We start from the raw sequence: 23249 nt of genomic DNA, 5'->3' as shown, positions 1-23249 counted from the left end.
CTCTTGATAAAGTGAGTCCCATGGCAACATCCGCATTTACTATTGGTTTTCTCGTTCTCGTCGGTTTAGGACTGCTTTTTGCCGGTCTAATCGTCGTGCTCTTACTTGCGTTGGCTTTCTCAGGGAAGCCTGGTGGTAAGCTCGCCGCCGGAGTGGGTACCGCGTTTCTATTAACGATTGTGGTCTTGTGTGGCGGATTCTTTACCGTGGGAGTTAGCAGGACGACTGTGCAGTCGCCTACCGGGATTCACTCGTATGGTGAAGTCGAATATGGCGAAACAGTTCAACGGGCACGCGTTAGTACCCAGTCGATTCCATCAGAAATTACCAGCCGCAGTCATGTCCACGAGATTGCCGAGTCTAGCCACAGTGCGTTCCCGATGAATGTTTCGACCGATACGTCGATTGTAAATGAGCCTTCGACCAAAGACGTAACCGCTTCCACCGGGAAAACGATCGGTCAGTTCGCCGGATCCATTTATCAAGAGTTTCGTAATCAACTGAAGTCAGGCAAGCTTGATTTGGATCCCTCGAAGATCATACCTCCTGGCCGTCCGAGTTGGGTCGAACAAGAGCCTCATTGGGGGCACGATCAAACGTACTATGTGTCGGTCAGTTCTGGTCCCTACGACCGTGGAATGGATTGCCGTCATGCGTTGAATCTTGAGATCCGCAAGTCAGTCGACCAATTCGCCGTTGAGCTAACTGGAAGTAATGATGCGCCGAAACTGATTGGAGATGGCCTCGATACGATACAAGAAGCCGTTGCCACGGAGACGTATCAGGAAGAATTAACGCCATCCTTTGGGGTTATGCATCAGTGGCACTCGTTGCTTAAGTTCGATCCGGCCATTCAAGAGCAGATTCGTCAGTTCTGGTATGCCCAGCAACGTATCAGTCGTGTGGTCTATATCGGAACAGGGTTTCTGTTCCTGCTAGGTGTTATGTTTATCTTTTATGCAGGCATGTCGCTAACCAGCGACGGTTCGCGGGTCTCGCCCGGGCTGGTCTCAGCCGGCAGTGTGGCCGCCTTGTGTGGTTTGCTTGCTGCTGGTGTGATTTTCGTCCGATCATTTCCCATGCTATAACTTGGGATAGCGGCATTCGACGTACCTGAAACTTGCCATTGGCTTTGCCCGTGTGACTCAACGTACTGGTTCGTTACAGTGGCCCCGATATGGTCTGGCATGCATTTCGCCGACCACGATGACTTATCACGACTTCGTAAGGAACTGCATCCTCTTGTCACCTACACGCGTATCAGAAACCGATGCCCTGCTCATCGGCCGCATCCGTGAGGGTGAGGAAGATGCCTGGCAGGATTTGATCGACCGTTACGAGGGACGCTTGCTCGCATTTGTGGAAAGTCGCCTTCGTCGTCGAGCTCATAGCGAAGATGTCGTTCAAGAGACATTCATCGGTTTTCTGAATAGTCTGCCTAACTACGACGGTCGCCGAAGCTTAGAAAGCTATCTTTTCGCGATCTGCGCGTATAAACTCACCGATCATTTGCGTCGTGAAGGACGCCGGCCAACGCTTCCACTGAGTTCGGCCGGGGGCGGAAAATCAAGCTCCGATACCTGGGAACTCGAGGGCCCGGCCCGACCGGCGTCGAGCTTGGTGCGAAGCGGCGAACGGCGACGGATGGAGGAAGATGCCCTAGTGGAAGCAATTCAAGAGCAAATCGCACGTTGGAGGGAACGCGGCGATTGGGTCAAGATTCAGTGTATGGAACTGCTTTTTGTGAGAGGCTGGGCGAACAAAGACGTCGCCGCCAAACTGGACATCAGTGAGCAACACGTCGCGAATTATAAACATGACTTCACGAACAAACTTCGTGGAAGTGTCAAAAACCAACAGCTGAGTGAGGAAGTCTTTCCCGAGCTATACTCACCATAGCAATACATTCGGAACCGAGTCGCGAGGCAAACAGTGACTCTAATCTTCTCATCAAAACCTGATCTGGGGGAAATAGTAACGATGTCCGCAGTCGATAACCGGTACACGCTTCATGAATTTGTCGAGCAGACCCAGCAGCGGGATCGTGGTGAGGGCTTTTTTGAAATGGAAAGCCCACGCATCCTGGAAGTGAACCTGAATAATAACTTTGCCTGGACCAAGATGGGATCGATGATCTCGTACCTAGGTAATATGAAGTTTGAACGTGAAGGGATGTTCGATAAAGGCCTGGGCGGGTTTTTCAAGAAAGCCGTTACAGGGGAAGGGGCGCGATTGACTAGGGTCACCGGAGCCGGCAAGCTTTACTTGGCTGACTACGGTAAGAAGATCCAAATCCTTCGCTTGGAAAACCAAGAGATTGTCGTAAACGCTAACGACATTCTGGCCTTCGAGAACAGCGTCAATTGGGACATCAAGATGATGAAGCGAATCTCATCGATGATGGCCGGCGGTTTGTTTCAGATGACTCTCACCGGTACCGGCATGGTCGCCATTACGACTCACTACGAGCCTCTTACGCTGGTGGTCACGCCAGATCAACCTGTTTACACCGACCCGAATGCGACGGTCGCGTGGAGTGGTACCCTGCAACCGAACTTCAAGACGGACATCTCGTTCCGTACGCTGATCGGTCGTTCGAGTGGCGAGTCGTTTCAAATGGAATTCGTCGGTAACGGGTTTGTTGTAGTACAACCATTTGAAGAAGTGTATCACGCCGAAGGGTAGTCTCCGATCGCCCGGCAGGAGAACGTACGATGGCTGCCGGTTAAACTAACCGGTGGCCCAAACCGTGTTTGAAACAGGTACCGTAAATGGGTGCGATTCCCCTTTCGTACGCCTCAACGGTTCAATGTGCAAAGAAAGCAGACGAATGAGAGCCTTGACCAATGCCGATTTGGAAGCCTACTTGAACGAAGAGTTGGCCGTCGAAGAAGCTTCCGTGGTCGAAGAGCAGATTCGTGACCAACCGGAACTCAAAGAGCGGTTGCTAGAAATCCTTTCGCGTCGTGATGCCGGGGTGCACAGCCTGGGCGAAATCTGGCGGCGTCACCGCATTACTTGTCCCACTCGGCCACAGCTTCAGCAGTATCTCCTGGGTGTCGTTGCTTCTGAAGAAGTGGCTAGTTACGTAACATTTCATCTAGAGCAAATTGGTTGTCGGATCTGTGCGGCAAACCTGGCCGATCTCATCAAAGCATCGGAAGAATCGGATCAGGATGCTGAGCAAGCGCACCATTCTACCCGTCGCCGGAAGTATTTTCAGTCAAGTGTGGGGCGTCTTCGCAAAGAAGGCTCCTAGTTAATCTTGAACGTCGAACGCTCAACGTGAGCGACTGAAAACCGCTAAGCGTCTCTTGCTTTAGCCGGTGCATCTCTTTTTTGTACCGTGTGGGTGCACTTTACTCCAAACGTAAATTTGCTGCGATATCGCAGCGGTTTGGCACAGTGCTTGCAATTCGTTGAATTCTTAAATTTGTAAGAAGCACTCTCAGCCACAAAGGTGGAACGATGAAGTGGCAACATGCTGCCGGAATGATGTCGGTGTTTGGTCTCACGATGGTGGGCTTGGTGGTCGGAAGCGGTTGTCAGCCTCCTCCGCAGGAAGTCCCTGACCAACCGGCATCAACGACCCCTGATGACAATGAGCTTGAGAATCCTTCCAGTGCGATCGACACCGATCCCAATATGGATCCCCGTAACACTCAGGGTTCATAAGACATTCAACGGTTTTACCTGCTGATCGCGAGTCACTCGCAGTTCAGTAGGGAAATGGAACACAGGAAAGCGCTAGAGCCCGTCATCATGAATAACCTCGATATGCATCGCACGTCCAAGTCCGCTTGCTTAAGAGCGAGTCAAATTCAACCGCCTTTGCCGGACGGATCTTTCATGGTTTCTGTGAATGACCCAGTCGATGCGATCCATTCGGAACGACATCCCGAAGAGGCCGTCGACCGTCATCGCGAAGCGGTGGCGTTAGACCGCTTATTCTGGTTTTCGATTGGGTTACTTATGGTGACCGGCATCGCGCTTCGGATTTGGGTCATTTTGTAATGCGATGATATTACGGAAAACCTAGACAACTTAACTCTCGCTGGATACTTGAAAATGACAACAACTGCGACTCAATACACAGTAGCGGAAAACACGGATACAGGTCACGCTTCGATGGCGACGTCGGAAAAACGTTTGGAAGAACATACCGTTAAAGAGCTTCGCGAACTCGCGAGTCAATTGGGTATTCGTGGCCGCAGTAAATTGATGCATAAAGAAGAGCTCATCTGCGTCATACGCCGTCGTAGTTAATAAGCTTCAACAGAACACACGAAACGGCAGAAGCCTGGTTGTTCAGCAACCAGGCTTTTGTCGTTCGAACCAACGGCAACCATTCAAGTGGAATGGCATACCTACTCAAGCGAATAGATTTAAACTGCGATATGCGGAATTGGCAACGAGTTTCGCACTAAATTGAAAGTTTTGCACCAAGTTGGAACGGGACGTGCAGAGCTATAGTTTCAGTTGGAATGCTTCGACGAGGAGGCGGTAACGCTTGAAACAGTCAGGCCCTCGGCGAGCGGCTTTTCCTAGTAAGCGTCGCTTTAATCGTGGCAGAAGCAAGCAACGCCCATTCAAACATCTGCCAATACAGTTCAAGGAGAGGTTCTATGTTACGCACCATTCCCGCAGTCGTTGCTACTGCCCTGATGGCCGCTGGAAGCGTCACCTCATTTGCGAATGCTGATGAGAATCCAGTTGCTAACCCGTTCGCGGAACCGAAGGCCGAAGTCGACGCGTCAGCGTCCGATGTGGAAGCCAAGAAGCCCGTTGTTTCCGCCGAAGTCAATACGGATAACAAAAACGCTGAAAAAGCATCCAGAATGGCTGTCGCGCAGCGGGCCAGTCAACTTCAGAGCATAACAATTCAAAACGAAGCCGGTAAAGACCTAGGCAGTGTCCGCGACATCGTGATTGATACCGACCGTGGTCGGGTGAAATATGTTGCAGTCGCTTACGGTGGTTTTCTCGGTCTCGGATCCAAATTGTTTGCGGTACCGTTTGAAGCCTTCGAGCATCGTCCTGAAACTCAAGACAAAGAAGCCGTGCTTCTATTGAATTTGAACGAAGAGACGCTTCGCAAAGCACCAGGATTTGACGCTGATAACTGGCCAAATATGGCTTCACAAGAGTTTGCTCAAGCGATCGATAAGCACTATGCGGACCGTGACCGTGGCGTAAACGTCAAAGCAGGTCCCGTGAATGTTCAAGTCGACTTAAATCGTAATAAGCCTCGCGAGAGTAATCGTCAGGGTAACTCAATGGTTGTCCATCGTGCTGAAGATCTGATCGGATTGGCCGTAGTAAATAATGCCAACGAGAAGTTGGGTTCGATCAGCGATCTGATGGTGGATATGTCTAACGGCGATGTTCGCTATGCCGCTCTTTCCGTGGGTGGTCTCGCGGGTATTGGTGACAACTTGCATGCCGTGGCCTGGAAGAACTTCCGTCTGAAGCACAACGCTCAGAACGACTCCAATCAATTGGTTCTAAATGCCAATCCAGAAACGTTGGAAAAGGCCAAGGGATTTGATCAGGATAATTGGCCACAGCAGTCAAGCTCGAACTTCGATGGCCAGGCGAACCAAGTCGATGACCGCCGCCCGGTCGATGACAGTCGTCCGGCCATCGAGGCTGACATTGAGGCACCCGGCGTGAACGTCGAAGTGAATGACGATGTTCCTGGGAGCGTCAACGACGCCGAGTAATCAGGAAGACTAACGTTCAGCGGAGGAACGAATCGCATGGACGTAATTGACCACACCTGAGATGGATTTGCGAAGTGGTTGTTGGGCCAACGCCTTGGGGGAGACGTTCTTAGAACGCTTTCCCTCAAGGCTTGGCTTATTTTTTTGGACCTACGTTTTTGAAAAAGGAACCCAGTCATGAATTGGGATACCATTGAAGGAAATTGGAAGCAATTCACTGGCAAGATTCGTGAGCAGTGGGGCAAGCTGACCGATGACGATCTGGAAGTTATTGCCGGAAAGCGAGATCGATTGAGCGGTAAGATTCAAGAGCGATATGGTGTCGCGAAAGATGAAGCTGAGCGTCAGATCGACGAATACCAACGCGCTACGTAATCGACGTTCTCGCAGTTGAGTTTTGGGGGCAATCCCCGACGGAAGCCCGGAGTCATGGGCCATGGCTCTGGGCTTTTGTCGTTCAAGGCATCGCAGTTTGCCCTGAATTACAAAAGGAAAGCGAATAAAGGGCTATCCTGCTCCCTTATGAGTCAAACTAAAGATTCTCCATCACTTTTAGATTGACGTTACTTTTGTTTTTTTCTTACACTCAACGGTTCCTGCCTGTCTCCCTCCTTCGGAGACGCATACCTTCTCACCTCCTGTTGATGGGAAAGCGAAACAATGCGGCTGCCACCTTACGGTTTCCGGATGCGCATCGCGAGTGTAGTCCTGTTGCTTCTCTTGCCGAGCATGCTTTGTGCGGCGGACTCGCTTGACACCAACCCTCTGCCTGGCATCTTGTTGGACAATACAGCCGCTCAACTGATGGGGCCCTGGCAGCCATCGGTGCACAGTAAGCCGTATATCGGAGAAGGCTATGTCCATAGTGGCGTGCCTGGTCGCGAAGAAGCCACGGTGAGCAAAACGATTACCTTTCGCCAGAAGCTGCCTGCCTCTGGAAAGTACGCTGTATATCTTGCTTACAACGCCAATAGCAATCGAGCAGCCTCGGCCCCAGTCGAAATTCAACACGCAGACGGCGATGCGAAGTTGAAAGTCAATCAGCGGCAAGCTCCCAAGGGCCCTGCCCTTTTTCACTCGTTGGGAAAATTTAATTTCAGCACGGATAAAGACGCGGTCGTTGCAATCTCAGACAAAGATGCTCAGGGAATTGTAATTGTCGATGCAGTCCTCTTTGTCCCTGCAGGCGAGATCGCCAAGCTCGATGCGGTAGGCAAAAAGCTAACAGCAAAGAAGCCGAAAACCACCCAAGAGAAAAAGGATGAACCGAAGCAGCAAGTGGCGCCAGCATTTGTGCGTGTAGAGCATCCCGACTCCCACTTATTAACTTCGGATGCACTCGATCAGTTGATCGATCGTGAAGCTCACCTATCGAAAACCACCGACACGGTCGACGATGAGACATTTCTGCGGCGCGTCACTATCGACGTGATCGGCCGTATTCCGACAGAACAGGAACGCACTGACTTCCTTGCCGACACAAACCCAGCTAAGCGTTCCCTAATGATCGATCGGCTCCTCGACAGTTCCGAGTTTGGCACGAACTGGGGAACCTACTGGAGCGACGTCTTCAGTTATCGTATCCCGCAGCCAGAACTTACTTTCCTGGACTATCAAGTCTTCCAGGATTGGATGGCCCAGCAGATGAATGAAGGGACTGGTTGGGACGAGATCGCCTATCGCATCTTGACTGCAACGGGACAAGTCGGAGACAACCCACCGGCGTTCTTTGTGGGCTTCCATCAGGCAAATACATCTCGCCTGGCTGGTGAGACGACTCGTATTTTCCTCGGCACACAGATTCAGTGTGCCGAATGTCACGATCACCCGTTTGTCGACATGCCTCAGGAACGCTTTCACCAGATGGCCGCGTTCTTTGTTCGCACCAGTTCCAAACTGCCTTGGAACGATAGTACCAAGATTGAAGTTGGCAGCAAGAAAGCTGGTGAGCACAAGATGCCCGACACTAGCAAAACGATGATGCCAGCTGTCTTCGCCGGCGATCCGTTGGAACAAGGGAGCAGTGATATCGACCGCCGCGTCACGTTGGCCAACTGGGTTGTCACCCCCGACAACGCACTGTTTGCTAAGGCCTATGTGAACCGTACCTGGGAGCGATTGATGGACCAACCCTTCTGTGATCCGGTCGACGAGATCTCGGAAGAAGCTGGCTTTCCGAGTTTACCGTCGGTACATGACGCTGTCGCTGATCACTTTATCGCCAACGATTACGATGCCAAGCCTTTGTTTCGCTTGATTCTCAATACCAAAGCGTACCAACGCGAACTGGATGCCAAGGACGAGGTCGTCGGACAACTTGCCTCGGCTGAGCTACGGAAGATGCGCGCGGACGTGGTATTCAAAAATTTAGAATTGGCAATCGAGCTACCCAATGTAAAGGGGGAGCAAATGAAGCCAACCTCCGAGATGCGTTTTCCGCCCCCGCCAAAGAGCACCAAAGACATCGTGAACGATGTGTTCGGCTACGATCCATCCCTGGGCAAACAGTTCCGTCCGCAAACGATGCAACAAGCCATGTTCCTGATGAATAATAGTCAGCTTCAAGCTCAATTAAACGCTGGCAAAGACCAAAAGACGAAGTTGGCTAAGCTTCTCAAGGAAACGCCAGACGATCGCCAGGCGATTCAGCGGCTCTATATCAACGTGCTGGGCCGCGCCCCGGCGGACAAAGAATTGGACATTGCCTACGACTACGTTCAGGCAGGGGACTCTCGAGACGAGACTTTCGAGGACCTGCTCTGGGCGCTCTTGAACACGGCGGAATTTACCACGCGGAAATAAGATCGGCGGAAGTGTAGTTCGCACAGGTTCATCCTTCGAGCCACGACGGAAAACGATATTGAGGAACACGAAATGATTCGCCCTTTTTGGAATCTGGTAGCCGGACGAGATCATGTTTCGCATCGCCGAGGATTCCTCAAGCAGCTAATGACAGGGGCTGCGGCCGGGACGTTGACGTTGTCATGGCGCGATATGATGATCGCCAGGGCCAGCGAATTACAAAAGACCGGCAAATCAATGATCCTTCTCTGGATGGACGGTGGGCCGAGCCAGTTTGAGACATTCAACCCGAAGATCGGATCGAAGTACCAGGGGCCTGCGACGTCTATACCGACCTCACTTCCTGGCGTGCACATTGCAGAGTACATGCCGGAAACGGCCAAGATGATGCACAAGATCGCGTTGATCCGCAGTATGAAAAGCAGCGAACGCGATCACTTCCGTGCTATTAAACTGGTTCGTAGTGGCTACCCGATCAATCCATCCATTCAATATCCAACCTGGGGAAGCGTCGTAGCACGGGAACGCTTTGATTCGACGTACGACTTGCCGGCGTTCGTGCGTATTGGCAAGCCGCGTATTACAACACGCGACATCAATAGTGGTGTGTTGGGGCCCCGGTATGAATCGTTCAAAATCGGACAGGCTGGCACGCTCCCGGAAGATGTTTTGACCACGGTATCTGAACAACGTTTGCGTCGACGTTTAGATTTGTCGGCTCGCCTGGACGAGCAGTTTGCGATGAGCGGCGGAGCCCAGCGTGTTGCTGAGAAGCAAGAGATCTATCAGCAAACGCAGCGTTTTGTGCTCAGTCCAAAAATGGAAGCGTTTCGCCTAGATAACGAACCGGAAAGTATCCGAGAGGGTTATGGTCGCAACGAGTTCGGGCAGGCCTGTTTGCTGGCCCGGCGACTGGTCGAGACAGGCGTCAGCTTTATTGAAGTGTTTAGTACGGGTAACGTCAGCGATCAAGGCTGGGACACCCATAAAAAAGGCTGGGACGAGAACCCCAAATTAGCCAACGGCGTCGATCGAGGTTACGCGATGCTTCTGCGCGACCTCGAACAACGCGGCATGCTAGAAAACACCCTCGTCGTTTGGATGGGCGAGTTCGGGCGAACTCCGAAGTTCAAACCAGACGGCGGTCGCGAGCATTATTCAGACGGTTGGATAACCTGCCTGTCCGGCGGAGGCGTGCAAATGGGCCAAGTGATAGGCGAGACCGATAAGGAAGGTGTCCACGTCACCGATCGGCCCGTCGAAGTTCAGGACCTTTTTCAAACCTTCTGTCATGTGCTAGGAATGAATCCGCACGACGAATACGTCACCGACCAGGACCAGCCGTTGGCATTGGTAAAAGGTGGTGAAGTCATTCATGAACTATTCTGATCAATGTTTTGCTCCTTTGATTTCAATCCCACCTTATGTTTTGCATCGGTGAACTATGCGGCGTGAATTTACGCTCTCGGTATTGCTTCTTTCTTTATGTGTTCCGTGTGTCCTGTCTGGGGAAGAGCTTACCGAACTTGGGAAAGCTTCGCCCGAGCAAGCACGTGAGCGTGAACTGGCCACCCTGCGCGAGGTGGCAGATCTCGCGTTGCTTCCTCCTCGCTTAATTACGAGCCCGCCTGAAAAGTATCACGTAAAAAATCTAAAATACGGGATGACCATCGGCATCGAGCGGACCAATAAGGGCCGTTTGTTTGCGGCTTGGATTGGTGGCGAAGATGGTCCGAAGTCATATATGTTGGTCGCCAAAAGCGATGACGATGGCGATACGTGGAGTGAGCCGGTGCTGGTGGTCGATAGCCGCAATGAGCATTTGCCGATTCCTCGTAGCGTGATCGTTGGGAATTTATGGACCGACCCAATGGGAAGGCTATGGCTCTTCTTCGATCAGACGATGAACCACTTCGACGGACGGGGTGGGCTGTGGTGTACCCGCTGCGATAATCCCGATGCTGATCAATTAACCTGGACCGAACCGCGTCGGATTTGGCATGGCTCGATGCTCAATAAGCCGATGGTAAACTCGAAGGGAGAATGGATCTTGTTTGCCCAATTGTTGCAAAGAAAGGGAATTGGCCCTTTTGCGGCAGGCGTCTTTGGAGAACTCGATCCGATCCGCGGGGCCAACATTCTGGTATCAACCGATCAAGGAGAAACTTGGACACGTCGAGGTAGCGTCAAATTTCCCGAACCTGACTGGCTTGAACATCGTGCGATTGAGCGGAAAGATGGTTCGCTTTGGATGCTGGCCCGGACGCGTCGTGGAGCGATGCTCACGATTTCCAACGACATGGGCGCTACTTGGTCCGAGCCCGAATTTCCTCCTCAAATCAAGCATCCCCCTGCTCGGTTTCATCTGCGAGAACTCGCCTCTGGGAGTTGGCTTCTGGTGAAGCATGGTAAAACCATCGACGCGCACACCGGACGTAGTCACTTAACGGCGTGGTTATCCGACGACCAAGGTCTAACTTGGAGCGGCGGTTTGATGTTGGACGAGCGATCTGGCGTTTCTTACCCCGATGGATTTCAAGCACCGGACGGCTCGATTTACATTTCTTACGATTGGCAACGCGGTAGCAAGGGGCATGTACTTTTTGCCAAGTTCACCGAGGCTGATATTCGGGCCGGAAAATTGGTCAGCGACGGATCACGTTTGCAGCAGCCAATTCTTAAGCCAGGGAAATTGAATCCCAAGGATTAAAGCGAGAAGTCCGTGAACCCGTGCAGGCAGATCGTTTCCTGGTACGACTGTAAATCCGTCCGCACCAGGTTGGTGGCCTGCTCCATGTTCAATACGCCTCGGCCTCCAATGGGACTGATAGCGTCGGTACCACCAGCGATTTTCGGCGCAATGAACGTGTAAACTTCGTCGATTTGCCGCGTGTCCCAAAGAAGGCCAAGCAGTTGGCTGCCTCCTTCAACAAGAACATTGGTCATGCCTTGGGCACCCAGCTGGCAAAGAAAGTTTTCCATTCGCTCGGCGTGGTCATTCCCTTCGCAAAGGATCAATTTGCAGCCTGCATGGGCCAAGCGTTCGAGTCGTTCCGAACGCGCGGTACTCGATACGGCCACGACGACCGGAGCGTCTGCAATGGTCTCGATCAATCGGCTCGACGGGGAGAGCGTGGCTTGGCTGTCGAAAATAATTCGCGCCGCTGTGCGTGGCCCTGGCGGGCGGGTTGTCAGTAAGGGGTCGTCTAGCTTTACCGTTCCGCTGCCGACCATGACTCCGTCGCAAAACCCTCGGATGCGATGTACTTCGGCTCGTGCAGCTTCACCACTGATCCACTTACTGCTACCGCTGGAGGTGGCTAGTTTGCCGTCGAGGGTCATCGCCCACTTAGCGATCACCCAGGGTTTACTTCTTTGTTGAACTTTGGCGAAAGGAGCATTCAATCGCGCCGCCTCGTCTCCGCAGGCACCAACGCTTACTTGAATACCGCTTTGAACGAGGAGCTGAATACCACTTCCCTGCACTTTCGGGAAAGGGTCTTGCATGGCGATCACGACCCTGGACGGTTTGATTTTTAGCAGGGCGTCGGTGCAAGGTGGCGTTTTACCATGATGGCAGCATGGCTCTAAAGAAACATAGACGGTGCTACCTTCGAGGGAAGCACCGCCTGCATTGGCAATCGCATTGATTTCAGCGTGGGGTCCGCCGAACTTTTCATGAAAGCCTTCGCCGATGATTTGATCGTCTTTGACAATCACGCAGCCCACCATGGGGTTGGGTTCAACGAAGCCCCGCCCCTGCTCGGCGAGTGCTAAAGCTCGCCGCATGAATCGCTGATCTTCGTCGGCGATTGCCATTGTTTAGTCCATTCCTGGTAACCAGAGACCAGACTTTTTCTCTTCGCCCTCACCTGCAGCGGGTGGTGCACCTTGAGGAGGGGCTGCTTGCGATGGAGGTCCAGCGGGGGCACCGGGAGTCCATAGGCCGCCGCCTGGTTCCGGCCCACTTTGTGCCGGTGGTGGGCCTCCTGGCATGCCGCCCGCCATTTGTCCATCCGGGGTAATCAGGCCGAAGCGTTGCAGAACGCCGAACAGCGCTTGTGCCGTTTGTGGTTCCTGAGCGTACTTGGACATCAACGTTTGCATCAGCAATTGAGCTTCCTGCATTTCGCGGCGTTCGAACCGCATCGAAAGCTCGGCCACCATCCACATACCAGGCGATCGGCCCTGCTGAACGGCTTCTTCCTGAGCTTTTTTCAAGTATGCGAGAGCCTGATCGCCGTCACTGGCCGTACGGGCCAATTCGCCGTAAAGCTGCGAGCGATCGATCTGGTCCATAAGCGATTGACGAACCAAGAGCTCATTTGCCAGGTTTTCGACGGCCTTGTTCAGCCCACGGATGACACTGCGACCGTAGCCTTGAATTAAATCCTCATCGGAAAGCTCGGCAGCCGGCAAGCGATGCAGACGTGTAATGGGCACGTTGAGCACATCGAGGTTTTCCGTCGAGAGCGTCCCAGCGGTCGGCAAACTCAGCTTCTCACGCAGTTCGGCGAAATCAAACTTCCATTTTTCTTGCTGGCCGACCATCTCCAGTGTTAGTACTTCGGCCGCAAGGGGTAAACGCAGTTCCGTATCCTTCGAGGCTTCCAGCGGCGTTTTACCGCTCAGTGTAAGCAGAGGGAAGTTGACCCATTTTTCGAGGATGACTTCACGACGCTTTTCTGTCATGAGCCGGTTGCGAACTTCGTTGGGCGTGTCATCTGGTAGACGCCACTGCCAGTTCATCAGGTCTTGCAGTGCGAATATGCGACCTTGCACATCCTCGCTGACCGTAGGATCGATCGCGTCCCCGCAGATCTCTTTAAGCGTGCTGATCGCTTCGTCAAAGAGCGGACCCTTGGCCGAAGTGAATTCGATCCGTGCCGAGCGGTCGGTTTCCTTGCCGAACACGAGCAACTCGCCGAGAACACTTGAAACGTTTTCCGCGGTCAGCTCGGCACCGGACTCGGTTCGCGGTTTGTCCAAAAGCAGGTAAGCGGCTCTCGGCGGTGGGGAACCTTCTGTGCCAAGCTGCGAAAGATCGATAGGCAAGTGTTCGCAGCGTTGGTCAACTCGCAGTTTCTCTAGCAGCGGTTCCATTTCATGAATGGGCATCGACGCGTTGACGACGTCGATCTGCTCTTCGTCCTGGTCCGAGAGTGCCTTGGCAAGGGCTTCCGCTTCGGTCGCCGCCTCGAAGTCGTTTCTTTGCTCGGCGACGGCATAGGTGTGCAGCGTCTTTGCGGCGATATCATCCTGCCCAAGACTGAACTGCAAGGCCGCGATATTTTCCAGGATCGCTGGGTTGCGTGGTGCACCTGAGCGAAGTTCCTCGAATTGTTTTAACCCTTTGCGCCACAAGCCTTGGGCAGAATCTTGTAGGGCTGTGTTGAACTCTTCTTTGCGGGGAAAGTCCGCAGGGCATTCGGCCAGCGAAAGATCTTGTTTCAGGAAGATTGGAATCTCGGGCGAATTGTTAAGCCGCATCAACATCTGCATCGGCATGTTGTCGTCGTCGGGGGCCAAGTTCGACTGCAGCGTGAAGTGGCTGCGAGCGCCCAGGACCTTGCCGGTCATCAGCAGCATCTGGCCGACCGCTCCGAACGCGTCGTACAGCGATGGATGCAGGCGTTCTTCGGTTTGCTCCAGAGCCGTTTGAAGCTCGTCGATCGCTTCGTCTCCTTTGCCCAGCGAGGCTTCCAGCGTAGCCTTTAAAGCGTGGGCGGCCGGATTATCGGGATGTTTTTCCCGGAAAAGATTGACCGCTTCTTCGGCCTTATGCTCGTCGGAAAGCTGGAGATTCAATATAGCGTTATAGAACAACGGGACCGAGTGGTCAGGGTGCTTTTCCAGCATCTTGCGAACGAAATCGAGGCACGCAACCCGCTGCTCTCCTTGCAGCATGCGTTCGATCTTTTCGATATCGGCGACCATGTCCGGGCAATAGAACTTGATCTTCTTGTTAGTCCCGCACGGGGGATAGGCGTAAGCGTCGATAGTCATGCCGACTTCCGTTGGTGAGTATTCGTAATGGATCGCAATTGCGTATTTGTCATCCGCCCAGTAAGGCAGAGGTGTTTCCAAGGAAACTCGGATGGTAACAAATATATGTTCTTCTGACGAGAAGCTTTATGGCTTTCGGGAAATCTCAGAAGCGGGAATTTGCCCTAAGTTTGCAGCCCCTAAGTTCCTTCGAGTAAAGTAGAATTTCTCTTGACGAATCCCCCGGATTGATTCCTGGTTGTTCTCCCTCGTGTCTCCCTACCCCCCGGCGTTCTCCATGCGAAGCCTATTCATCCTGCTGCTATTCGCTGCTCCTGTTCTGGCCGATTTTCCAGAGATTCATAACTCGGAACGGGACAAGGAAGCCCAGCCGATGCCGCCGAAAGAGGCCGCGGACAGTTTTGAGGTGCCTGAAGGGTTTAACGTTGAGGTCGTATTCGCCGAGCCTGATGTGCAAAATCCGATTGCCATGACCTGGGATGCCCAGGGGCGTTTGTGGGTGGCCGAGAACTACACCTACGATCAGCCCAGCATGAGATTCGACCGCAGCTTGCGTGACCGAGTTCTCTTCTTCGAGGATACCGACCACGATGGCAAGTTGGATAAGCGAAACGTTTTTGTCGATGACGTGCAACTTCTAACCAGTGTCGAGGTGGGCCTCGGCGGTGTATGGCTCATGTGCCCACCCCAAGTTTTGTTCATTCCAGACGCCAATCACGATGGCACGCCGGATGGGCCGGCAGAAGTGGTGCTCGATGGTTTTACGGTTGCGAAGGACAATTATCACAACTTCGCCAATGGTCTGCGTTTCGGTCCCGATGGCTGGCTGTACGGTCGCTGTGGCCATTCGTGTCCGGGGCTAATCGGTGTGCCTGGCACGCCGGACGATCGTCGGCAGCCAATCGACGGTGGCATCTGGCGGTATCATCCTCAAACAAAGCATGTGGAAGTACTGACATGCGGTACAACCAATCCTTGGGGACACGACTGGGATGAGCACGGCGAACTGTTCTTCATTAACACGGTCAATGGCCACTTGTGGCATGCCATCCCAGGGGCCCACTTCAAACAGGCCTTCACACTGGATAAGAATCCGCACGTCTACGAGTTGATCGATCACCACGCGGATCATTGGCACTTCGATACGACCGGTCGCTGGCAAGACTCACGAGCCGGAGCCGCGAACGAATTCGGTGGTGGCCATGCTCATGTCGGAATGATGATCTACCAGGGAACGAATTGGCCGGAGTCGTATCGAGGTAATTTGTTTACCGTCAACATGCACGGCATGCGCGTCAATCAGGAAATCTTGGAGCGCGAAGGAAGCGGCTATGTCGGCAAGCATGGCAAGGACATCCTGATCAGCAGCGATCCATTCTTTCGTGGCATGGAACTGAGCACGGCCCCTGATGGCAGCGTCTATATAATTGACTGGAGCGACACCGGCGAATGCCACGATCACACCGGTGTGCATCGCACCAGCGGGCGGATCTATCGTGTTTCTTACGACGCCGCCAACAAGGTCCCCAGACCACCAGCCGGCGAGTCATACTTTATGAATCCAATGGTCCAGCAGATCGATAACAACTGGGCACCACGCATGGCTCGCATTGTGCTGCAAGAGAAGTACCTTGCTGGCGAAGACATGGGGCCTTTGGCAGTACTATTAAAGCAGATGGTGCTGGAGGAAACGCCTGAGCAGGGACTCACATCGCAGGAAAAGCACGATCGAAACCGTTTGCGGTACCTTTGGACGTTACACGTGATAGGTGGTACGGATGAAGATCTGCTTGTGAAACTTCTGGATGACAAGAACGAACATATCCGTTCGTGGGCGATTCGCTTGTTGACTGAACAATGGCCGCTCGATGGAATCCTGGGGTCGGTGCCGTACGACGATGAAGCTCAGCGGGTTGTTGCTGACAGAGCACAGCAATTACTTCCGAAGTTGACAATGATGGCAAAGACCGACAAGTCAGGTCTCGTGTTATTGACCTTAGCCTCAACACTTCATCGCCTGCCGGTCTACTTTCGTTCTCAACTGGCGACGGAATTAGTAAAGCATGCACAATACGCGGACGATCATAATCTCCCCTTGATGACCTGGTACGGACTGATTCCAGTGGCCAGTCAGCCTTCGACCCCCTTCAAGTCCAGGGCAGGGACCGTGCAGGCAACCGTTGCACGGGAGCCGGGTATGAAACCAGATGGCCTTGTGAACGTGGCCATCGCATCCACATGGCCCATCACGACGAAACTGATCGCACGTCGACTGTCGGAAGAGATGGACAAAAATCCAATTCCGATAAACAAACTAATAGTCGCCACTAAGAGCTTTGATGCTACCAAGGTTAATGATGTCCTTTCGGGAATGAGTGAAGCACTTCGCGGTTGGTCGAAGGCACCCAAGCCAAAAGACTGGGATGCTCTGGTTGCCAGTTTGGATGAAACCGAAAGTCAACCGATTCAGCAAAAGCTGCGTGAACTAGGGGCGCTCTTCGGCGACGGTAGGGCCCTCGATGAACTCCGCAAGCTGGCGATGAGCGGCGATGTAGACATGCAGATTCGCCAGTCGGCGCTCGCTTCTTTGATTGAAGCAAAGCCAGACGATCTGCGTGAGATCTGCGAGAAGTTGGTCACCACGTCCAATCTAAATATCGTTGCTGCACGGGGGCTGACGCTATTCGACGACCCTGCGTCTGCCAAGCTTCTGGTCGACAATTACCGCCGTTTTCGTGAGCCGCAACGACCAGAAGTGATTGCTATGTTGTTGTCGCGTCCTACGTCATCGAACGTGCTACTCGATGCGCTAGAGAAGAATCGCATTCGCAAGTCGGATGTGACCGCGTTTCATGTTCGTCAGATGCGAAACTTGGGAGACGAAGCCCTTTCCAAGCGAGTCAATGAGGTGTGGGGAGAGGTCCGCGAGTCAAGCGAAGAGAAGCAGAAAGCCATGGCTTATTGGAAAGATCGACTCACCGAAGAAACCCTTGAGAAGGCCAGCATGGGCAAGGGACGCGTTGTATTTGAAGGTTTGTGTGCTAAGTGCCACCGCCTATATGGTGAGGGAAGCAATATTGGGCCGGACCTGACCGGCAGTAACCGCAGCAACCTCGATTACCTGCTGCAAAATATCATTGATCCGAGCGCGATTGTTAGTGCCGACTACCGCATGACAGTCCTGCAGTTGGAAGATGGGAGAGTGCTCAGCGGGATCATCGCTGAGCAGACCGATCGCACGCTGACACTTCAAACGCCAACCGATCGGGTTACGGTCGAGAAAGAGGGCATCGAAGCCCAGAAGAAAACGGCCTTCTCGCCCATGCCAGATCTGCAATTGGGGGCGGAACCGAATCAGCCTGGTGGGTTGCTCACCGATGAGCAGTTTGTTGATTTGATATCGTATCTGAAGAATCCGGCCCAGGTACCATTGCCTGAGAAGGCAGGAGAGTAACAGCAGATTTCTCGGCTCAACACGGATCAGTAGCAGCAAATTGGTGCAATCGTCATCCTCAGAAAAGGCGACCCTTAATCGCCAGTGATGGACGCCGCTGGTAGAGAAATCCGTGTGTACTTCCCTGCCCTGCTAGCTCGCCACAAACATCCATTGCCGCCGGTTGACGGTTTCTCTAGTATCTGGGGGCCCGGCGAACTGCGCTCGGGGCCTCGTATTTTTTCATTGATGAAGAAAACACTTCTGGCATGGATGCTCGAAGGCTTGCCGCTGTTCTATTGATTGCGACAATGTTCGCAGGCGGCTGTCGTGCGCTATGGCAACCTGAAAAAGACGTTCCGCCTAGCGAATTACCCAAGGCCTCGATGGCGTTGGACACCGTGTCATTGGAGATAGCCCGGTTGTCACTAGATAGCGTCGACCAGCAAGAACTGGGCGACATCTGGAAGGAGATCGACGAACAAGCTATCCCGCTGGATAAACGCCGCGAATTAGTTGCCAATGGTTTCCGTGTTGGGATCGTAGACTTCCACTTGCCGGCTCCTCTGCGAAAGATCCTTGGGCAGCATGAAGGGGCGAAAGGATCAAGCGGCGGAGATATGGTGCGTGTCACCGGGGACGAAAAGGTCGCGATTAACTATCGCCGATTCCCGCGTGGTAAACGGAGCGAGTACATCATGGTGCCTGCTCAGGAAGAGATTTCGCTTCTAGAAACCGCTAATGGCTCGTTGCGGGGTGAGACGTATTACAATGCCGAATGCAAGTTCATCCTGAAAACGTTCCCCCAGAATGATGGTCGCGTACAGATTGCCGTTTCGCCTGAGATCCACCACGGCCAACCACGCCAGCGCGTGGAAGCAGGACAAGGAATGTTCCGCTTTGAGACGCGGAAGGAAACCAAGGTGTTCGAGCAAGTCGAATTCATCGCCATGCTTGAGGCAGGGCAAACATTGATCCTGAGCGGAACGGCCGACGTGAAGGGGGTGGGTAAGTCCTTCTTCGAGCGAGAAAATGGCGGCTCGCCACGCCAACAAGTGCTTCTGATTCGCCTGGCAGGCACGCAATTCGACGATCTTTTTCAACCGCAATCGTCGGTCAAGGAAAATTTGCCCCTTAATGACGACTCTACGGAAGGTCTGCTTCCCTCCCAATTTGACAGCGCGGGCCAGCCATCGACAGGGGATTGACCCCACGCCGCAAACTCTCTGATAATAACGACTTTGAATCGAATAGTTGGGCTGCCCTAGGGGGCTTTTGGAATCCTCACGCAGCCGTGTTAATGCTTTAACTCGGGAGAGACCTCATGGCTTTGATTCCCCTACGGGTGCTGCTGGATCACGCAGCCGAAAATTCTTACGGCGTGGCTGCTTTCAATGTCAACAACATGGAACAGATCCAGTCGATCATGGAAGCCGCGAAGGAAACGGATTCTCCAGTGATCGTTCAGGCTTCACGCGGTGCTCGTGGTTACTCGCAAGACAACTATCTCCGCCACCTAATGCTGGCCGCTTCGGAACTCTATCCAGAGATTCCAATCGTCATGCACCAGGATCACGGCAACAGCCCTGAAACCTGCATGAGCGCGATCGAAAACGGCTTCACTTCGGTGATGATGGACGGTTCGCTGAAAGAGGACGGCAAGACCCCGGCCGACTACGACTACAACGTTGCAGTCACTAAGAAGGTCGTTGAAATGGCTCACGCCAAAAACGTGAGCGTCGAAGGCGAACTGGGGTGTTTGGGTTCGCTCGAAACGGGAACCGGTGAAGCGGAAGATGGCCATGGTGCTGAAGGCGAGCTGAGCCACGACCAGTTGCTGACCGATCCGGAAGAAGCCGAACGCTTCGTTGCCGAGACGGGCGTCGACGCGTTGGCAGTTGCCATTGGTACTAGCCACGGTGCGTACAAGTTCACCAAAGCTCCAACCGGTGACGTGTTGGCCATGGACCGTATCGAAGCGATTCACAAGCGTCTGCCTAACTGCCACTTGGTGATGCACGGTAGCTCCAGCGTTCCGCAGGAACTGCAAGACATCATCAACAAGTATGGCGGCCAAATGAAGCAGACCTACGGTGTGCCGGTTGCAGAAATCCAAAAGGGTATCAAGCACGGCGTTCGCAAGATCAACGTCGACACCGACAACCGTATGGCCATCACCGGTGCCATTCGTAAGGTCCTCGCCGAGAACCCAGCCGAATTCGATCCTCGTAAGTACCTGACCCCGGCTCGCGATGCCATGAAGCAAGTCTGCGTCGATCGCATGGTTGCTTTCGGTCAGGCTGGACAGGCCTCGAAAATGCGTGAAGCCAGCTTGGTTTAAGACCAAGATGAGCAACAAACCGTAGGGTGCGAGTAGTACAGCGAATCGCACTAATAACGGCCATCAGCTAAATTAAAACGGCACGACAAATCAGAAGATGAGTCGTGCCGTTTTTTCGTCCTAAGTCCAGTAGCAGGGCTTGGGGGTTACCCTGGCAGTACTCTATGTGTTCCTGGCATGTTGGCCTATGACCTTTCCGCCAAGAGTCTTTTACGACCCTGCGTCCTTTCGTGACGAAATCCGCCAGGCTCAAGCCGATGGCAAACGTGTCGGGCTGGTTCCTACCATGGGGGCTCTGCATCAGGGACACTTAAGCCTCGTCGCCGAGTCTCAGAAGTCGTGCGATCTAACGGTTGTCACGATCTTCGTGAATCCCACCCAGTTTGCTCCCGGCGAAGACTTTGCCAAGTATCCGCGAACGTTGGAAGCCGATTTGAAATTGCTATCGGCATTTGATCCGGTGTGGGTGTTGGTCCCGGAAGTCGATGCGATGTATCCGCCGGGAAACACCACGGTAGTACAAGCTCCTGAGATCGCACAGTCGCTCGAAGGGGCGTTTCGCCCGAGCCATTTCGACGGCGTGGCGACGATCGTGCTGAAACTCTTTCAGGCGGCACCTGCGGACATGGCCTTTTTCGGACAGAAGGATTTTCAACAGGTTCGTGTTATTGAAGAGATGGTGCGTGACCTGATCGTGCCGATCGAGATTGTCCGCTGCCCAATCATTCGCGAGGCGAATGGATTGGCGATGAGCTCTCGCAATCGGTATCTGTCGCCTGAGGAACGCGAAATTGCGCTGAGTATTTCACGAAGTTTGGAAGAGGCCTCTCAACAAATTAAAGAAGGCGAGACCAACGCCCAGTCGTTACGCGATAAGATAGAGCAGACACTCCGTGATGCAGGATTTCGTGAGATTGATTACGTTTCGATTGCCTGCCCGCGTACACTGAAATCAGTGGAGACAATCGAGGGGGATGTCGTTATCCTGGTGGCTGCCAAAGTCGGAAGCACTCGGTTGATCGATAATATTCTCGTATCGTCCCCCGTCTCAAGCTAATTTCTCAAACCCCCAGAATCTATCGTGCAGCGTACCCTGTTCCTCATTCCCGTTCCGGACGACCTCTTCGGCCTGCCGGTGGTTGGCGTGGGATGGTTGTTGATTTTGTGGGGACTGATCGTCGCCGTATGGATTTTCCTGCTTTCCAGGAAGCCGACCTTCATGCAGGAACTGCTAGGGCACCTGCCGCTGTTTGCGGTCGTCGCAGCGGCCATTGTTTTCGTGCTGCCGATGCTGCGCGTCACTGAAGGAGATCAAATTGGATTTCCGATTCGTGGTTACGGTGTCCTGCTTGTGTTCGCGATTGTCTCTGCGGTCGGCTTAGCAGCCTATCGCGCGCAGCAGATGGGGCTGAATCCTGAAGTGATTTTCTCGCTGGCGATGGTGTTGATCATTTGTGGCGTAGTTGGAGCGCGTCTCTTTTTCGTGATCCAATACTGGGAGAACTTTTACCGTCCCGGCGATTGGCAGGCAACGGCGCAAGAGATCTTCAAGGTGACCGAGGGGGGAATCGTGGTGTACGGTTCACTTATCGGTGGGGCAGTTGCCTTTGCTGTGTTCTGTTATCGCAAGCAAATCAATGCGTTAGCCTTGGCGGACTTGATCGCACCGAGTTTGATGATCGGAATGTTTTTCGGTCGACTAGGCTGCTTCATGAATGGCTGTTGTTATGGTGGACTTTGTACGCTTCCCTTGGCGGTACAGTTTCCTCAGGGCATTGCTCCGCAGTACACACCTCCTTACGTGCGGCATTTGGAGAGTGGAGCGTTTTATGGGCTGCTGTTTGTCGAGAACGAAGAAGACCAGGTCATTGTCGCGAATGTGCTGCCGGACTCGGCGGCAAGCAAGACGGGCAAGTTTGAACCAGGGGACGTCGTCGAGAGTATTGATGGCTATCCCCTCCAGGGGGAGTCTTACGAACCGCTCGATCTCTTAAAGAATCGTTTCCTGGCTTCGTGGATGAAAGAGGGACCGCGTAAAGGGACACTTGAAATAAAATTGGCCGACAAGGGGGACGTGGCGCTACATGTCGACGAGATGCCCTCGGCCTCGTTGCCGATTCATCCCACGCAAATTTACAGCAGTTTGAACGGTTTTATTCTGTGCCTATTGGTCCTGGCCTACTATCCCTTCCGCAAAACAGACGGGGAGGTGATCGCATTGACCCTTGGACTCTATTCGATAGCTCGCTTTTTATTGGAAGTGATTCGAACCGACGAGTACGCGATCGGTGGAACAGGGCTGACGATTTCTCAGAATGTAAGCGTGGTCATCTCGGTGCTGGCAGTCTGCCTGTTTATTTTCGCACGTATTCGCAAACAGCCACTTGCCTGGCCGCGGGAAGTGGCGTTGAATGCAGATTCTTAAGCTTCGGCGGATCTTCTAGGGGTTGCTGAAGGTCGATATCTAACGAAAACGATGAAAGGGTACCCCAGTCATGCCCATCCATATTCCTGCCCCAACGGTCATTGAAGCCGTCGGGAACAAGCCCAAGGTTATCGAAGAGTTTATCGGCCGAATCAATTCTAAGACCAATGAGGTGAGCATCGCCCGGATGGTTAGCCCGAGCGGTTGGGTCGAGCCGGGGCAGACGCCGCAATTTGATGAGTATACGGTCGTGCTTCGAGGAGAGCTGACCGTCGATTCTCGAGAAGGTGTCCAAGTGGTTTTGGCGGGTCAGGCAATAATTACAAAAAAAGGAGAATGGGTTCGCTACAGTAGCCCCCATCCCGATGGAGCAGAATATATTGCCGTTTGTCTGCCGGCTTTCTCTCCCGAAACCGTCCATCGAGATGCCGAGTAAGATTACCGACTAGCGTATCCTCGAAATGAGGGGATGTTTCAGCTACGATAGAACTGTTCTTTCCCATTCTCCGGCGAGCGCAG

Annotated in this window: 20 protein-coding genes; 18 read left to right on the top strand and 2 right to left on the bottom strand. The window is 53.3% G+C overall.

All coding sequences use genetic code 11. The features are described from left to right. Positions 1 to 20 precede the first annotated feature (20 nt). The 12 genes from HOV93_RS08545 (at position 21) to HOV93_RS08490 (ending at position 11235) form a co-directional block, all read left to right on the top strand. On the top strand, positions 21 to 1088 hold the full coding sequence (locus tag HOV93_RS08545; protein ID WP_207396066.1) for a hypothetical protein: 1068 nt from the start codon (positions 21 to 23) through the stop codon (positions 1086 to 1088). A 154-nt stretch (positions 1089 to 1242) separates the two neighbouring features. Next, positions 1243 to 1899, top strand: coding sequence for an RNA polymerase sigma factor (locus HOV93_RS08540; protein WP_235990010.1), 657 nt, complete (start codon positions 1243 to 1245; stop codon positions 1897 to 1899). 81 nt (positions 1900 to 1980) lie between these two features. Then, a complete protein-coding gene (locus HOV93_RS08535) occupies positions 1981 to 2685 on the top strand; it encodes an AIM24 family protein (protein WP_207396065.1) in 705 nt (234 codons plus the stop codon). Between the two features lie 145 nt (positions 2686 to 2830). Further along, positions 2831 to 3259 carry a hypothetical protein gene (locus HOV93_RS08530; RefSeq protein ID WP_207396064.1) on the top strand — a complete coding sequence of 143 codons (429 nt, stop codon included), beginning with the start codon at positions 2831 to 2833 and terminating at the stop codon, positions 3257 to 3259. A gap of 209 nt (positions 3260 to 3468) precedes the next feature. After that, complete coding sequence (locus HOV93_RS08525; RefSeq protein ID WP_207396063.1) at positions 3469 to 3675, top strand: hypothetical protein; 207 nt, start codon at positions 3469 to 3471, stop codon at positions 3673 to 3675. A gap of 174 nt (positions 3676 to 3849) precedes the next feature. Next, positions 3850 to 4014, top strand: a complete 165-nt coding sequence (locus HOV93_RS08520; protein WP_207396062.1) for a hypothetical protein — start codon at positions 3850 to 3852, stop codon at positions 4012 to 4014. Between the two features lie 114 nt (positions 4015 to 4128). Continuing rightward, complete coding sequence (locus HOV93_RS08515) at positions 4129 to 4266, top strand: Rho termination factor N-terminal domain-containing protein (protein ID WP_207396061.1); 138 nt, start codon at positions 4129 to 4131, stop codon at positions 4264 to 4266. A gap of 359 nt (positions 4267 to 4625) precedes the next feature. Further along, the gene (locus HOV93_RS08510) at positions 4626 to 5723 is read left to right on the top strand and encodes a PRC-barrel domain-containing protein (protein WP_207396060.1); all 1098 of its coding nucleotides are present in this window, start codon (positions 4626 to 4628) and stop codon (positions 5721 to 5723) included. A 177-nt stretch (positions 5724 to 5900) separates the two neighbouring features. After that, complete coding sequence (locus tag HOV93_RS08505) at positions 5901 to 6098, top strand: CsbD family protein (RefSeq protein WP_207396059.1); 198 nt, start codon at positions 5901 to 5903, stop codon at positions 6096 to 6098. Between the two features lie 285 nt (positions 6099 to 6383). Beyond that, complete coding sequence (locus tag HOV93_RS08500) at positions 6384 to 8525, top strand: DUF1549 domain-containing protein (RefSeq protein ID WP_207396058.1); 2142 nt, start codon at positions 6384 to 6386, stop codon at positions 8523 to 8525. Positions 8526 to 8597: 72 nt separating this feature from the next. Continuing rightward, on the top strand, positions 8598 to 9914 hold the full coding sequence (locus HOV93_RS08495) for a DUF1501 domain-containing protein (RefSeq protein ID WP_207396057.1): 1317 nt from the start codon (positions 8598 to 8600) through the stop codon (positions 9912 to 9914). A 55-nt stretch (positions 9915 to 9969) separates the two neighbouring features. After that, positions 9970 to 11235, top strand: coding sequence for a sialidase family protein (locus HOV93_RS08490; protein ID WP_207396056.1), 1266 nt, complete (start codon positions 9970 to 9972; stop codon positions 11233 to 11235). On the opposite strand, the gene ribD is transcribed toward HOV93_RS08490, so the two are convergent. Next, positions 11232 to 12344: a bifunctional diaminohydroxyphosphoribosylaminopyrimidine deaminase/5-amino-6-(5-phosphoribosylamino)uracil reductase RibD gene (gene ribD, locus HOV93_RS08485; protein ID WP_207396055.1), complete on the bottom strand. Its 1113-nt coding sequence runs from the start codon at positions 12342 to 12344 to the stop codon at positions 11232 to 11234. The two genes, HOV93_RS08490 and ribD, sit on opposite strands and share 4 nt — an antisense overlap. Positions 12345 to 12347: 3 nt before the next feature. Further along, on the bottom strand, positions 12348 to 14531 hold the full coding sequence (locus tag HOV93_RS08480) for a hypothetical protein (protein WP_207396054.1): 2184 nt from the start codon (positions 14529 to 14531) through the stop codon (positions 12348 to 12350). A 277-nt stretch (positions 14532 to 14808) separates the two neighbouring features. Between HOV93_RS08480 and HOV93_RS08475 the strand changes: the two genes are divergently transcribed. From HOV93_RS08475 to HOV93_RS08450, 6 genes are all read left to right on the top strand, one after another. After that, the gene (locus HOV93_RS08475) at positions 14809 to 17985 is read left to right on the top strand and encodes a PVC-type heme-binding CxxCH protein (protein WP_207396053.1); all 3177 of its coding nucleotides are present in this window, start codon (positions 14809 to 14811) and stop codon (positions 17983 to 17985) included. Positions 17986 to 18233: 248 nt separating this feature from the next. Beyond that, complete coding sequence (locus HOV93_RS08470) at positions 18234 to 19172, top strand: hypothetical protein (protein WP_207396052.1); 939 nt, start codon at positions 18234 to 18236, stop codon at positions 19170 to 19172. Positions 19173 to 19288: 116 nt separating this feature from the next. Further along, a complete protein-coding gene (fba, locus tag HOV93_RS08465; protein ID WP_207396051.1) occupies positions 19289 to 20305 on the top strand; it encodes a class II fructose-bisphosphate aldolase in 1017 nt (338 codons plus the stop codon). 187 nt (positions 20306 to 20492) lie between these two features. Further along, on the top strand, positions 20493 to 21362 hold the full coding sequence (gene panC / locus HOV93_RS08460; RefSeq protein WP_207396050.1) for a pantoate--beta-alanine ligase: 870 nt from the start codon (positions 20493 to 20495) through the stop codon (positions 21360 to 21362). A gap of 24 nt (positions 21363 to 21386) precedes the next feature. Beyond that, positions 21387 to 22730, top strand: a complete 1344-nt coding sequence (locus HOV93_RS08455; RefSeq protein WP_207396049.1) for a prolipoprotein diacylglyceryl transferase — start codon at positions 21387 to 21389, stop codon at positions 22728 to 22730. Positions 22731 to 22800: 70 nt separating this feature from the next. Next, positions 22801 to 23166, top strand: coding sequence for a cupin domain-containing protein (locus HOV93_RS08450; protein ID WP_207396048.1), 366 nt, complete (start codon positions 22801 to 22803; stop codon positions 23164 to 23166). Positions 23167 to 23249: the final 83 nt, after the last annotated feature.

Source organism: Bremerella alba (assembly GCF_013618625.1).
GTDB classification, from domain to species: domain Bacteria; phylum Planctomycetota; class Planctomycetia; order Pirellulales; family Pirellulaceae; genus Bremerella; species Bremerella alba.
Note: the sequence above shows the minus strand (reverse complement) of the source record. Positions and strands in the feature narration are given on the sequence as shown.

Excerpts from the sequence above, each read along its gene's own strand:
- HOV93_RS08505 (WP_207396059.1), top strand. The coding sequence starts at position 5,901 with ATGAATTGGGATACCATTGAAGGAAATTGGAAGCAATTCACTGGCAAG.
- panC (WP_207396050.1), top strand. The coding sequence starts at position 20,493 with ATGACCTTTCCGCCAAGAGTCTTTTACGACCCTGCGTCCTTTCGTGAC.
- ribD (WP_207396055.1), bottom strand. The coding sequence starts at position 12,344 with ATGGCAATCGCCGACGAAGATCAGCGATTCATGCGGCGAGCTTTAGCA.
- HOV93_RS08525 (WP_207396063.1), top strand. The coding sequence starts at position 3,469 with ATGAAGTGGCAACATGCTGCCGGAATGATGTCGGTGTTTGGTCTCACG.
- HOV93_RS08495 (WP_207396057.1), top strand. The coding sequence starts at position 8,598 with ATGATTCGCCCTTTTTGGAATCTGGTAGCCGGACGAGATCATGTTTCG.
- HOV93_RS08480 (WP_207396054.1), bottom strand. The coding sequence starts at position 14,531 with ATGACTATCGACGCTTACGCCTATCCCCCGTGCGGGACTAACAAGAAG.
- HOV93_RS08450 (WP_207396048.1), top strand. The coding sequence starts at position 22,801 with ATGCCCATCCATATTCCTGCCCCAACGGTCATTGAAGCCGTCGGGAAC.
- HOV93_RS08475 (WP_207396053.1), top strand. The coding sequence starts at position 14,809 with ATGCGAAGCCTATTCATCCTGCTGCTATTCGCTGCTCCTGTTCTGGCC.
- HOV93_RS08530 (WP_207396064.1), top strand. The coding sequence starts at position 2,831 with ATGAGAGCCTTGACCAATGCCGATTTGGAAGCCTACTTGAACGAAGAG.
- HOV93_RS08520 (WP_207396062.1), top strand. The coding sequence starts at position 3,850 with ATGGTTTCTGTGAATGACCCAGTCGATGCGATCCATTCGGAACGACAT.
- HOV93_RS08490 (WP_207396056.1), top strand. The coding sequence starts at position 9,970 with ATGCGGCGTGAATTTACGCTCTCGGTATTGCTTCTTTCTTTATGTGTT.
- HOV93_RS08535 (WP_207396065.1), top strand. The coding sequence starts at position 1,981 with ATGTCCGCAGTCGATAACCGGTACACGCTTCATGAATTTGTCGAGCAG.
- HOV93_RS08515 (WP_207396061.1), top strand. The coding sequence starts at position 4,129 with ATGGCGACGTCGGAAAAACGTTTGGAAGAACATACCGTTAAAGAGCTT.
- HOV93_RS08470 (WP_207396052.1), top strand. The coding sequence starts at position 18,234 with ATGGATGCTCGAAGGCTTGCCGCTGTTCTATTGATTGCGACAATGTTC.
- HOV93_RS08510 (WP_207396060.1), top strand. The coding sequence starts at position 4,626 with ATGTTACGCACCATTCCCGCAGTCGTTGCTACTGCCCTGATGGCCGCT.
- HOV93_RS08500 (WP_207396058.1), top strand. The coding sequence starts at position 6,384 with ATGCGGCTGCCACCTTACGGTTTCCGGATGCGCATCGCGAGTGTAGTC.
- HOV93_RS08545 (WP_207396066.1), top strand. The coding sequence starts at position 21 with ATGGCAACATCCGCATTTACTATTGGTTTTCTCGTTCTCGTCGGTTTA.
- fba (WP_207396051.1), top strand. The coding sequence starts at position 19,289 with ATGGCTTTGATTCCCCTACGGGTGCTGCTGGATCACGCAGCCGAAAAT.